At 46.1% G+C, this 13,160-nt stretch carries 10 protein-coding genes; 4 read left to right on the forward strand and 6 right to left on the reverse strand.

The annotated features are described in order from the left end of the window. Nucleotides 1-507 precede the first annotated feature (507 nt). The 4 genes from FGL37_RS06150 to FGL37_RS06165 form a co-directional block, all read right to left on the reverse strand. On the reverse strand, nt 508-1,380 hold the full coding sequence (locus FGL37_RS06150) for a helix-turn-helix domain-containing protein (protein WP_160169472.1): 873 nt from the start codon (nt 1,378-1,380) through the stop codon (nt 508-510). Nucleotides 1,381-1,635: 255 nt separating this feature from the next. Further along, the gene (locus FGL37_RS06155) at nt 1,636-2,424 is read right to left on the reverse strand and encodes an HAEPLYID family protein (RefSeq protein ID WP_028069227.1); all 789 of its coding nucleotides are present in this window, start codon (nt 2,422-2,424) and stop codon (nt 1,636-1,638) included. Between the two features lie 32 nt (nt 2,425-2,456). Next, complete coding sequence (locus FGL37_RS06160) at nt 2,457-3,641, reverse strand: C1 family peptidase (RefSeq protein ID WP_051606727.1); 1,185 nt, start codon at nt 3,639-3,641, stop codon at nt 2,457-2,459. Between the two features lie 14 nt (nt 3,642-3,655). Continuing rightward, nucleotides 3,656-4,780 carry an acyltransferase family protein gene (locus FGL37_RS06165; protein ID WP_028069228.1) on the reverse strand — a complete coding sequence of 375 codons (1,125 nt, stop codon included), beginning with the start codon at nt 4,778-4,780 and terminating at the stop codon, nt 3,656-3,658. A 292-nt stretch (nt 4,781-5,072) separates the two neighbouring features. Between FGL37_RS06165 and FGL37_RS06170 the strand changes: the two genes are divergently transcribed. Both FGL37_RS06170 and FGL37_RS06175 read left to right on the forward strand, forming a co-directional pair. After that, nucleotides 5,073-7,397: a TonB-dependent receptor gene (locus tag FGL37_RS06170; protein ID WP_028069229.1), complete on the forward strand. Its 2,325-nt coding sequence runs from the start codon at nt 5,073-5,075 to the stop codon at nt 7,395-7,397. Nucleotides 7,398-7,408: 11 nt separating this feature from the next. Continuing rightward, a complete protein-coding gene (locus FGL37_RS06175; protein ID WP_028069230.1) occupies nt 7,409-8,182 on the forward strand; it encodes a DUF4249 domain-containing protein in 774 nt (257 codons plus the stop codon). 7 nt (nt 8,183-8,189) lie between these two features. On the opposite strand, the gene FGL37_RS06180 is transcribed toward FGL37_RS06175, so the two are convergent. Then, a complete protein-coding gene (locus tag FGL37_RS06180) occupies nt 8,190-9,260 on the reverse strand; it encodes an endonuclease/exonuclease/phosphatase family protein (RefSeq protein ID WP_028069231.1) in 1,071 nt (356 codons plus the stop codon). A gap of 88 nt (nt 9,261-9,348) precedes the next feature. Next, nucleotides 9,349-10,428: a mechanosensitive ion channel family protein gene (locus FGL37_RS06185; RefSeq protein ID WP_028069232.1), complete on the reverse strand. Its 1,080-nt coding sequence runs from the start codon at nt 10,426-10,428 to the stop codon at nt 9,349-9,351. A gap of 322 nt (nt 10,429-10,750) precedes the next feature. On the opposite strand from FGL37_RS06185, the gene porL reads away from it, so the two are divergent. Together porL and porM are read left to right on the forward strand one after the other, a co-directional pair. Then, nucleotides 10,751-11,563: a type IX secretion system motor protein PorL/GldL gene (gene porL / locus FGL37_RS06190; RefSeq protein ID WP_028069233.1), complete on the forward strand. Its 813-nt coding sequence runs from the start codon at nt 10,751-10,753 to the stop codon at nt 11,561-11,563. A 30-nt stretch (nt 11,564-11,593) separates the two neighbouring features. Next, complete coding sequence (gene porM, locus FGL37_RS06195; RefSeq protein WP_028069234.1) at nt 11,594-13,129, forward strand: type IX secretion system motor protein PorM/GldM; 1,536 nt, start codon at nt 11,594-11,596, stop codon at nt 13,127-13,129. The last annotated feature ends 31 nt before the right edge of the window (nt 13,130-13,160 follow it).

The following is a 13,160-nucleotide window of genomic DNA, read 5'->3' on the forward strand; positions in this document are numbered from 1 at the left end:
TCATACCCATCGAATCCTGAGGGCAACTAGCAAAATATTGTTTCAATTATCACGATACTCTTCCCGAAACGGTTCCATAATTTGACTATCCGCGGGGAGGATCATATGTCCCTTATTGTGTAATTTTCTTCTTATGTTTCACCATTCACGCTGACAAAGGAGTTGTCCGTCATGATTTATTATCTCCGATACAAAGATTGTCAATCGCTTCAAAAACCAAAAAAAAATGGCTTTCACATCCGTATCACACTTTTTGGCATCCTATCCCTTTCCCCTTTACGCAATTGTTAAGGTCATCATCGGAGAGCATAGCCTATTTTTTGCATAGCCTATTTTTCGTTTTTCTACGCCCAGACAGTTATACTAGAGCATCTGGCCACACTTTGTCAACCCCTGAACACTGATATCACGTATTGGGATAACCTCAGAAAATGTGCGACATTGTTAATTGCATCTCGCTGGAAAGCTGTCCAAGAGATACTCCATTATATACTCTTGAGAGTCAATTTAATGCTCCTCAGATTGCCGATGCATACGGGGAATATGCCCGGTTTTCTTTTTGACAAAGTTTCTGAAATTCGACTCGTCCTTAAACCCCATTTCATAAGCAATCTGTGCAATGGACAGATTACTATGTCGGATCAGACGTACAGCCTCTTTACCCACAATGTCCGATATGATGGTTTTTGCAGATTTTCCTGTATACGCCGTACACAAATCACTCAGTCTGCGCGGTGTAACATGCAATTTATCCGCATAAAACTGTACGTTAGTGTGTTTCCGATAGTATTTATGGACCAGTACGCTGAAGGTATTGACAAGTGATTGGTTGGCAGACTTGCTGAGCTTTTCAGTGATACCATTAAGCGAAAGCTTATAATAGCCTTCCAATAAGAGGGACTCAATACAGTGATGTACCACTAGGTCCAATATCTCGGTACCCTGTTCCATGGCAGCATATATACGATCCACAATATGCACATTAAATAGCTCCTCGTTGCGAAGTTCATCATTGACCTTAACCGCCGGTTCGTCTGCAAAGAATAAAGCCGAGTTGAGCATTCTCGTATCCGAGCTAGAGCGCTCATAAAATTTCTGAGTAAACGAGATGAGGTAACCTCGGGTCTGGGTATCCTTGGGTAGATGTATTGTTTTTCCGGGCGAAATGAAGAGCAGCTGTCCAGTCTGGAGATCCATATATTCGGCTCCCACCTGAATGACAGTTGGACCGAATGTTTTGATAATATAAAAACGGTCCGAACCGCCGTCACCGTCTATTACCTGAACGTACTTTGCCAACTTGTATAATCCGAAGCCGCTAAGCCTCTTACTTAAATCTGCAGGAATGACCATCTTCAGCTCTGATTTATTCTTTGCCATTTTTGATTTTGCTCCATGACAAAGATTAGCATTTCGATAAACAATATCATAAAAATAACCTTTCACATCCATATCACATCAACAAAAAAAGCTGACAATCAACACACTATATTTCTTAACGACGGGGTGGTCAAAAAGGTATTGGACCAATCAAAAATTTTGATCTTCAGTATAGTCCATCCTATTCCTTACACTTGAAATACCTATACTCGGCAAGTCTTTGGGCTTTTGCCGAGTTCTTTTGGCCAGTATTCATCACAATTGGTAGATCAGCCGGAAAAAAGAACTGACACTATCCTCCCTGTCCCCAACCGGAAGACCTACCGCCATACCAATAGCCAGCTTATCATTCAGCCCCAGCTTAACCTGAGGATGCAGTGTGGTTTCCAACCTACCATTAGCAACCACCTGATTGATTTCCAAACCAATAAAGTGATCCGACTGAGGCAGTGTATAATGAAAAGAAGTATTGATCTGCCAGTTCAGTTCCGCCTTCCGCGTTTTATACCGGTATGCCAGCTCCGGCCCTGTATAAATCAAGGTATGCCAATTGCTATGCCAGCTTTTGGCTGCAATAAAAAAGGGATTAAAGGCTGTTCCGCCTTCCACGAAGTTAAAAATCTGCGTGTATCCAACCGCCAGAGTCGTGGCATGTGGCTTAGAAACATAAAAAGAGTATTGAGAAGATAAACGCAACCGTTCGAGTGCATTGCTCGAACCGGAACCTGCCACCTTACTTTTTGAATAGGCAAAATCCGTCTCTACTTCAAGGCCCAGACGGTTGACCGGCGCAAATTCATATTCCATCAAATAGCCATATTCATCGGCGTCTTTCATCTTTTTGATATCTGCCCCTACATTAATTTCCTTTTCTCCTTTTCGGGCGCCCAAATCGCGCACCAGATCATTGTATAACGGTTCGGCGTGATGTACCTTATCGGGTTTAGCAGGACTTTGCTGTGCATAGACAGGATCTGAAGCGCTCAGCAGGCCAATTGAAATCAGCGTCGCCACCAGCTTTGCTGTATGTTTGATGTCTTTCATACAGCAAAAATTCCATCAGATTATGGAAACATTTAGGAATTGGGCTTAATTTTAGTTTTGATCGCTGTCTCCAGCGCATCCCTATGCAACATCAGCGTAATGGTTTTGTACCTTACAAATTCCTTGGTCACATACATAAAGCCTTTGAAATTATTCGTTTTGCCCCATGAATTTTTGACCATATAATATTCTTTATCATATTGGTCTTTGGCAAGCCCCACAATATGCATCGCATGATCGTCAGTGGTACTCCAGTCATCAAAAGCCCTCTGGCGCTCCTCGGCAGTGACCTTCCGTTCGGGCTGTGGCTTTACAAACATGGCTTCCTTGTCCTCGTCCGGGAGATTTTCAAAGTCTTTTTCTGGGACATAAGCTATACCATACGGCCAGGAGAACCCTTTTTCTGATACATCAGTGGTCCAGGCCACCGTATAGCCCTTGCGCAGGGCGCCATCAATAATCTGGGTCAGGTCCTGCATGGGCACATTGTAAAAATTGTGAAAAGACCAGTTGTCCGGCACCAGGAGCACAAAAGGTTTAAAATAAGGCTGATCAGTCACCGAAGCCAGACCGATATAATCATCCGGATTGATCCCGATGACCTGGTCGGCAAAGCTGCGCGCAGTATAGGTCTTACCTTTGTACTCGAAGTTAGCCGGCACTTCCCCCAAATGCTTATCGAGCGCCGCCTGATACGCCTCTTCCCAATGGCGTGCCAACGGTTTGCTTTTGACCAGCACCTTGAGCATCGCACGTAGCATGGGTGTCATCTTCCTAAAGTCGTTGTACGTCTGGGCGCCGTACAAGCCGGAATAGGCTGATCTTGGCATTGCCCCATATTTGCGAAATACGTGCAATACGTCCAGTAGCTGCCCGCCTTCGCCCATATACATGCCACCATGAAGACGAACAAAATTACGGGCTTTATCCAGATAGGCCTGTCTCGCTGTATAAATCTGTGAAATTTCCACAGGATCCTTTCCCATCCGGATCATCTCCGACTCCAAAAATGAGTTACCTGTGTAGGACCAGCAAGTATTGGAAGCACCCTGATTTTTGGGCGACGTACAGCCAAGATTGATAATATCTGCAAATACAAACTCCGTCTTGAGCCGCTTGTACCTATTTCTATCGACGATCCCCGACACATATTTTATAAGCAGGATTCCGGCGATCAATGCGAACAAGCCTATACTAAACCATTTATATCTCTTCATAATTACATATACCACTAGCGGTCACCACCGACAGCAGCCATAAAGCGGGGCATCCATTGCTTTAAAAAGCTATAACCCACCAAGCCCAGAACAATAATCAGCCCGGGAGCGGCCAAGTATAAAACCAACAGTAAAATATCCGATTGAGGACGAACCAATTTAAACAAAAATTTAATCACAAATACCAGCGGTAAGCGGTGATAAGCAAAAATAAAAAAGGCCCCGCTGGTCAAGAAGTTATTGGGCTGCCACTTTCCTTTTTCAATCCCACCAGCGGTTAAAGCAACGGCGAGCACAAGACCGAGCAGCACTTCGGCGCAATACAGGTAGCTCCACCATATGCTGCCCAACAGGTAAAATGCCGCAACGGCCAATAGCAGATACACAGGTAACAACCTAAAAAACAAAGGCTTCATCATTTCGACAAAGTTTATCTTGTGTATACTAAAATAAGCTCCCGCAGTAAAGAAGAAGAACGAGGCGGTGCTCAGTCCGGGCCTGTAGAAATAAGGATACAAAACCCAAAGCAGCCCAAATGCCAAGACCACATACAGCCCCCATTTTTTGAGTAGCCAGTACAATAGTGGAGTACACAGCACAACCACAATCAGGTCCCGGATAAACCAGAATGGAGAATTGATCGGCAGGGTCTTCTCCAGATGCGGATTGATATGGGAAGTATCCCAAAATGACCACAGCCAATCGGAGAGGCTATAATCGATAATTAGCTTGTTCCTGCCCGACAGCATACCCTCCGGCAGAAAAGTCTGGGCGAGGAAAAAGAACAATATCACAACAAAATTCCAGAAAATATAGGGGACCAACAACGAACGTACGCGATTTTTCAATTTTTGCACATAGGTCTCCCTGGAAAATCCCTCCGTCTTATAAAAAAACAGAAAGCCAGAAATAAAAAAGAACAACGGCACACAGACCTCGAAAATTAGCTTGGAAAATAGGAAAAAAATGGAAGAAAAAACGGGAAAATTCCCAAAATCGATCTGCTTTTGTCCGTCTAAAATAATGTCGGAAAAGTCGGTATGAATAAACACCACCCCGACAATCAGCGGAAAGCGTAAGGCGTCAATTGTTTTCGATTGTAATTCTGCCATCAGGCTATCATAATAATCTTTACCCATTAGTTAGAATTTAGTCCACTGCTTAGTCATCGTTAAATTAGCAATTTTCAGTCAATTACTCTGCAAATTATGTCGTTTTGCCGGGGTCTTTTTGCTGCAGAAGAAGGTGTTTACCCCATATACGGCCATATAAGAACAATATTTATGTACCAAAAGCGTTACATAATAGCTAATCCGGATGAAAAAAATGAAACGATTGCAATCACACATGTGTTTAAACTATAGAAATAAATATTAATAAAAGATTAACAGCAAATTGGCTGTATGATTATCAATCTAGACCAAATTCTTAATGATTCCGTTCATTCAGTACATGATTCCGATCACCTGTGTGCTATTTCCTTGTGCCACTTTTGCGCAGCAGTTTACGATAAGTGGTACAGTTCACGATGCGGCCACAGGTAAGCCACTATCTGGGGCCACAATCCGTATGGAGCCCGATAGCACAGTTACATCTACCAATGCCCAAGGCTTTTACAAACTGATGCTCCCTGCCGGAACGTATCGACTATCGGTTAGCCATCCCCAGTATCAGCGGCAACAGCATAGCATCAGCGTAAATCAACCGCTTTTACGGGATTATGCGCTGCAACCGTTACCCCAGATCCTTGAGGAGGTCCTGGTGTCGCGTCCGCGGCAAGGCCAAGCGCTAGACGGTCCGCAGTCAGGCACAGTTCATCTTAGCATCAAAGAAATTAGGGATGTACCGGCCCTGCTTGGCGAACAAGACGTATTGAAGACTATACAGCTCTTGCCGGGGGTACAAAGCGGCGGTGAGGGATCAGCGCATTTTACCGTTCGTGGCGGTGACGTAGGTCAGAATTTGGTTCTCCTGGACCAAGCGACCATCTATAACCCGTCCCATCTGCTAGGTTTCTTCTCGTCGTTCAACGCAGACGCCATTCGGGACATACAGCTTTACAAAGGTGGTATTCCTGCCCAATTTGGCGGCCGTATTGCCTCGGTGCTGGATATTTCAATGCTGGAAGGTAATAAAAAGCATTTTACAGGAGAGGGCGGACTTGGTGTTATTGCCTCCAGACTGAAGGTCGAGGGCCCGATCGCGCAGGATAAGAGTTCATTCCTTTTCAGTGCCCGCCGCTCATATGCTGACTCCTTTCTAAAATTGGTAAAGGATAAAGCCATGGCAGACAACAAGCTCTATTTCTATGACCTGAATAGCAAGCTCAGCTTTCATTTAGGCAAGAAAACGTCGCTTTACCTATCGGGCTACCACGGAAGAGACGAGTTAAAATACAGTGACCTGTTTAGCCTTAGCTGGAGCAACAGCACGGCTACTGCACGTTTAAGTCACCGATTTACTGACAAGATAACCAGCAACAGTTCACTGATATACAGTCGATTCAACTACAATGCAGGTGTGTCGAGCGAACAGACAGACTTTCAGGTTGCTTCCACCATCGAGAATGTAGAGGCCAAGCAGGATATCTCCTATTATGTAAATGAACAGCACATCGTCCGTGCAGGGGCTAGCCTATTATTACAACGGATCCGGCCGGCCAACTTATCCTCCGACATCAATCAGTCGGTCAATCCCACTGCCATGGAGAATCAGCGCGGGCTTGATCTGGGAGGCTATCTGCTGCATGAATGGAAGCCGACAGACAGAATCTCTCTCAATTATGGCATCCATATGCATGACTTTATGGTACTGGGGCCCCGCACCTTTTATCAATTTGACCAAGCAGGCAAACCTATTGCTGAAAAGCGTGACGAAAGCCGTATTGCCAAACATTATATCAATCTAGAGCCCCGATTGGCCGCCAGCTTATTGCTTGATGAGCGGCGTAGTCTCAAATTATCTTACAACCGTCTGGTGCAGAACTTACATCAGCTGTCCAACACAAGCTCGAGCCTGCCCACGGACCAGTATGTGCTAAGTAGCCTAAGGATCAAGCCTCAGATGGTCGATCAGGCCAGCTTTGGCTATTTTCAAAAATTTTTGAATAGCCAATATGATCTGTCTATCGAGACCTACTATAAACGCCTGCGTAACCAGATCGATGTGCGCAATGGTGCCACCCTACAGGCCAACAGCCATTTCGAAGGCGAATTGCTTTTTGGAATTGGCCGCGCGTATGGCCTGGAAGGCTATTTCCGTAAACATAGCGGCCGGCTCACCGGCTGGCTCAGCTATACCTTGTCTAAAAGCCAGCGGAAGTTTGCTTCTATCAATCAGGGCAGATGGTTTAATGCACGGCAGGACCGCAGCCATGATCTCGCCGTCGTCGCCAACTATGCTCTCACACCAAGCTGGACCATCGGCGCCACCTTCGTGTTTAATACGGGGAATGCAGTAACCTTTCCAAGCGGCAAATACCTGGTCAATGGACGTTCCATGTTCTATTATACCGAACGAAATGGCTATCGTATGCCAGACTACCACCGTCTGGACTTAGGAGCAACATATAGCCCCGGGAAAACAAACAAGGGATTCCGCTCCAGCTGGACGCTCGGCATATATAATCTCTACAACCGCAAGAACGCCTATACGATCGACTTCCGGGAAAATAAGGCCAATCCAAACCTGACAGAAGCTTACAAAATTGTGCTTTTCGGCATCGTCCCTTCTTTGACCTGGAACTTTAAATTTTAGACCGCATGACCATGAAAAAACACTTAATTTTCCCCTGTCTTCTGCTGTTGTTTACTGCATGTGAAGAGAAAATAGACATCGACCTGAATACAGCAAGCGCACGCTTGGTGATAGACGCCCAAATTACCGATGCGAGTGCTATACAGCGCATCCGCATATCACGCTCAGTCGGATTTGATCAGCCAGTCAACAGTTCAGGAATAAAAGGTGCCACCGTGGTTGTCACCGACGATCAGAACCACAGCTATACATTCCAATACGAAAAAGACGGCAACTACGTTCATCGCAACTTTATGCCTGTCAATGGGCGCCAATATAGGCTAAAAGTCTCTCTGCAGCAACAGATCTATATGTCAAACAGCAAAATGTCCAGCTATGTTAACGTGGATTCCACCGGAACCTTTGAGAGAAAACTCGCCGGCGAGAGTTACTTCTTTGTCACCATGACATTCAAGGACCCTGGCAAAGTCCCGAACTATTATATGTATACCCTCTCCATCAACGGGAAGCCGTTCCGTTTTGCCAGTGTACAAGATGATCAGTTTAACGATGGGCTGAAAGTCACACATTACATCTCGGATCTAGAAACCGACCTCTCCCCCGGTGATGATATCGTTGTACGCCGCTATTGTGTAGATGAAAATACCTACCGGTACTGGAATGAATACCAGCGGAACAACCTGAGCAACGCTGCCCCCGGAAATCCGCAGTCCAATATCAGCAATAATGCTTTGGGTTATTTCTCAGTTGCTCCTATGCGGGAATATACACTGAAAATCAGATAAAAGAATGCTAATCACGGTTATCGCTTTCTTCTTCACGGCCCTCCGCGATCATTTCATTGACTTCGGCCATGTCTCCGGGCTCCAGATGTTCTATATCTTCTGCCTGCTCGTCCGAATAGCGATCAATAAAAAAGGTACACCCCATCGGAAAATGATCGGACCCCACAGAAGGGTAGATAAATAGCTTATCAATAAACACATTAGGGCTATGAAACAGCAGATCGAGCGGCACCCGGAAAAACCAATAATTGGCATGGAATGTGGATAGGATCCCCCTTCCAATGCGTGCATCGATCAGCTTACTTGTTTTTTTGAACAATACAGAGGATTTTGCCCAGGCCACATTATTAAAGTCCCCGGTGACTACCACAGGCATTTTATAGTCCCGTACCCGTTTGGCCACACTGAGCAGGTCGCCATCCCGCTCTTTGGAATTTTCCTCCTCCGTCGGACTAGGTGGTGGCGGATGTACCGCAAAAAAGATAAAGCGGTGACCATCGGCTGTTTCGAGTTCGGCTTCAATACTGGGAATATCGTCGGCGACAAAGTAATGCACCTGACTTTTATTAATTTTCAGGTTTGTGTAAAAGTGCATACCGTAGGTATTGTCGAGAGTCACCTTCACAGTATTTGGATAATCTACTTCGAGTACACGGAGCGCCTTTTCCCACACCGCATCGCTTTCCATCGTCAGAAAGATCTGCGGTTGCTCTTTTTTGACCAGCGCAACAAACCGTTCGTGTTCTTTATTAAATTGCAGTACATTACAGGAAATAATCTTAATGCTATCCGATGCATCCTTACCTTTTTCATATTTCTCGCGGCGCCAAAACTTCGTATAACGCACCAAGATGTAAACATGATAGAGTATCAATGCTGCCTGCATGACCTCTAATCCCCAGACCCAGGGCGCTTCGTCAAGCAGATAAAGCCCCCAGGCTAGAGCGGGCACCTGGAAGACCAAGAGCTGCAGTTTGATAAATTCGGCCACCCGAAAGACCCAGTGCTGGCTCTGAATGAAAGGCATCAAGCTCAGCACAATCAGGAGCCCCGAGATAATGGCAAAGAGTATAAGCATAGCAATCTCATAAAATCATTACAAATATATAATTTGACGCGTATATGCCTTCTGAAAAAATCCGGTTATGAATAAACCATTAAAGCTATCACGTTTTTTCAGCCGCGGGAAGGTATTCAATCCGTGTCTTGGACAGTGCGTCGGGAAAGTTGGTCCGGATATATTCGATCATCTTTTCCCGTATGTAACAGCGGAGATCAAAAGCCTGCCCCGAATTGCGGCAGCTCATCAGACAACGGATCTCCATAGTTTGCTCCTTGAAATCAGTGACCTGGAGCACATTGACCTGGCCATCCCAGAGAGGATGGCCAGTCAGCAGGGCCGTCAGCTTCTCGCGCAGCTGCTGTACAGGTATTGTAAAGTCAGTATAGATAAATACCGTCCCCAGGATTTCAGCAGTTGTACGGGTCCAGTTCTGGAAGGGTTTCTCAATAAAATAAGTAATCGGCAATACCAGCCGCCGTTTGTCCCAGATATTCACCACCACATAGGTGAGGTTGATCTCTTCAACACGTCCCCATTCGCCCTCTACTACCAGTACGTCATCCATACGTATCGGCTGCGTAAAAGCAATCTGAAAACCCGCCAGCAAGTTGCCAAGTGACTTTTGGGCGGCAAAACCGATGATAATTCCACCTACCCCCACCCCCGTGAGCAACCCTGCTCCTATTTTCTGCATACTTTCAAAACTCAGTAAGATGATCGCCAGAGATACCAGGATGATAATGGTGACCACTACCTTGCGGATAAAGACGATCTGGGTTCTGACTTTACGTTCACGCAGATTATTCTCCTTGTTGACATCGAAACGATGGTAGAGATAGTCTTCAAAAACTTTAATGGCCTGGATCAAGGCGACAGCAAAAAATGCGACCAGCAGAATCTCATTCAGTCTGGAAACCACACGTAGGGTCGTTGTATTGAAATGGGAAAAAGGAAGCAGGCTATTGAAAATAACCAGTGGAATAAAAATGCTTAGCACACGGTTGAAGCGCCTGATAAAGGAGCGGAACAGCGAATAGGAAGACTGCTCGATGGCCTGCCGGCGCAGCAGGGGAATAAAAATCATTTTAATCAAGATGCCGACCAGAAATGAAAATAAGATTAACGCAATATTCCAGAGCCATGCCGGCCAGGTCTCTGAAAGTCGAATGAATATATCAGCCATAAGAGTATGTTTTCTGTTATTTATACATCTTAGTTCTTATAAAATAACTGCTCAACCGCGGGAACGTTTGTTTTATTTTGAGAAAATGGATGGATCAAGGCTCTCTAAAACAACATCCGCAGATCAAAAAGCCTGCGTAAAGGATTGTTTTTGGTATGTTTTTTGTTTAATTAGTGCCGATTAGAATCAGCACTAAATAATCATGCTTTTCAATACGTTTGATATAATAGAAAATATACAACTGGCGTTATACAGGGGTAAAAGGCGTTAAACATAATCAGAGCTTTCCAAGAAAATTAAACCAACACACACATACAAAACTATGAGCAAGAAAAAAGACAATTCAAGATGGCTGAACGTGGCCATATCCTGGGGTGCGAGTATCGTCATTATCGGCGTACTCTTCAAGATCCTGCATATCGGCGGCAGTACAGCCAACTATATGATTGGAATCGGACTTGGCGTAGAGGCTTTTCTATTCTTTCTGATGGGATTCAATCCCCCGCCGCCTGAGCCTGACTGGTCACGCGTCTATCCTGAACTGGACGATAACTTTAACGGCGAACTCCCTGCCCGGGGCAAAGCTGTCGTTGCACAGCCTGCAGGTCCCTCCGCTACTGCTGCTTTGGACAAAATGTTTGCCGATGCTAACATCGAGCCTGCCAGTATCGAAAATCTGGGCCGCGGATTACGTGATTTTAGCGAAAAAGTATCTGCCATCAACAGGCTCTCCGATGTCTCCTTAGCCACGGAAGAGTTTACCCAGAAATTGCGGACAGCAACCTCTAAGTTTGACCACCTGAGCACGGCCTTTGAAAAAGCTTCTGAAAACCTGGTGGCGATGTCCAACACTTCGGGGGATACCGCTAGCTACCATGATCAGGTCAGGAGCCTCACGACCAACCTGAGTCAGCTCAATGCCATGTACGAGCGCGAGCTGCGCGACTCGGCATCTCACCTACAGTCCATGAACAAGTTTTACGAGAACCTCAGTTATACCATGCAGAACTTCAACGAATCGCTGGACGACTCCAAAGCATTCAAAGAAGAAGTTGGCAAGCTGGCCAAAAATCTCAACGCACTCAACGCCATCTATGGCAATATGCTCAGTGCCATGAACCAGCCACGCATCTAATTTATTCTTGTATAACTTAATTCAACAACAATGGCATTAGGAAGAGAAACGCCAAGGCAGCGGATGATCGGCATCCTCTATCTGGTCTTGCTTGCCTTACTGGCACTCAATGTACCGGATTCGATCTTGGACGCATTCAAAAATATCAACAACAGTCTGGAGACATCCAAATCAAATGTCAACACGGCGGTACAGCAGCTGTTTACCGCATTTGAAAATAGCAAATTAAAGGAGGAACCAGCCCGGGCAAAGCCCATCTATGAAAAAGCCAAAAAGGCACAGGCCATCATCGGCGAGCTCAATCAATACATCGCCTCCCTCAAGGAGGAGTTTGTGAAGCAGGGCGGCGGCTATGATGAAGAGCGAGGCGACCTGGTCAAACGTGAAAACGAAGACATCGCCCCCAATCTGATGATCAATGAAAAGAAGGCAACTGTACTGAAAGACAAGATCAATCAGACCCGAGCCAAACTATTGGCCCTACTGACACCTGAAGAACAAAAAACGGTATCCTTCTCATTGGAAGCCAAAGATCCCGAGAAATCCGTCAATGGTAAAAAATCTTGGGAGGAGATCAATTTTGGCAGCGGTACACCATTGACGGCCGCCATGACCATTCTGACCAAAATTCAGACCGATGCACAAAATGCAGAGTCTGATATTGTCAAAATCATTCTCGGTAAGATGGATCAGGCCGTGGTGAATCTGGACAAGTTTGCGGCGGTAGCGGTAGCACCCAGCTCTTACCTGATCCAGGGACAACCCTATAAAGCGGAAGTATTCCTGACAGCGTCCGATTCAAAATCTGAACCTGCGATCTCGGTAAACGGTTCGGCCCTACAGGTTGTCGATGGAAAAGGTGTATACAGTGTTGCGACCAACAGGGAAGGGATCTTCACCTGGACCGGCGTGATCCGCGTAAAGCAGACAGATGGCACGTTTAAGGAATACCGCACACCGCAGCAGACCTATCAGGTGGCCCGTCCTTCAGCTGTGGTCTCTCCAGACAAGATGAACGTCCTGTATATCGGTGTGAATAATCCCATTTCGGTATCTGCACCGGGTACACCGACGGACAAAATCCGCGTCAGCATGAGCGGTGGCAGCATTTCCAGTGCCGGTGGTGGTAAATACAATGTTAGGGTAAGTTCTCCGGGCACAGCCCGCATCACGGTATCTGCCGAAGTCGCTCCGGGCAAAACACAGACGCTGAGCTCGACGGAGTTCCGTGTCAAACGGATCCCTGATCCAATAGCTAAGTTTGCCGGTAAAACGGGTGGATCAATGGCTACTGTAGCCCTCAAAGCACAAAATGCCCTTTTTGCCAAACTCGACAACTTCGACTTTGACGCGTCATTTAAAGTGACCAAATTTACGATGATCATCGCCAAGCCACGTGCCGACGCCATCGTCCTCTCCACCTCGGGCGGACAGCTCAGCTCAAGCATGTCTTCGGCACTGAACAACATCGTACCGGGTACCCGTGTCATTTTTGACAACATCGTGGCTGTAGGGCCCGATGGAAGCCCCAGACAGCTCAATGCAGTTGCGCTGACGGCCAACTAGATAATATCACCAGTATATACCGCAAAAGCCT

The organism is Sphingobacterium thalpophilum (assembly GCF_901482695.1).
GTDB classification, from domain to species: Bacteria; Bacteroidota; Bacteroidia; order Sphingobacteriales; family Sphingobacteriaceae; genus Sphingobacterium; species Sphingobacterium thalpophilum.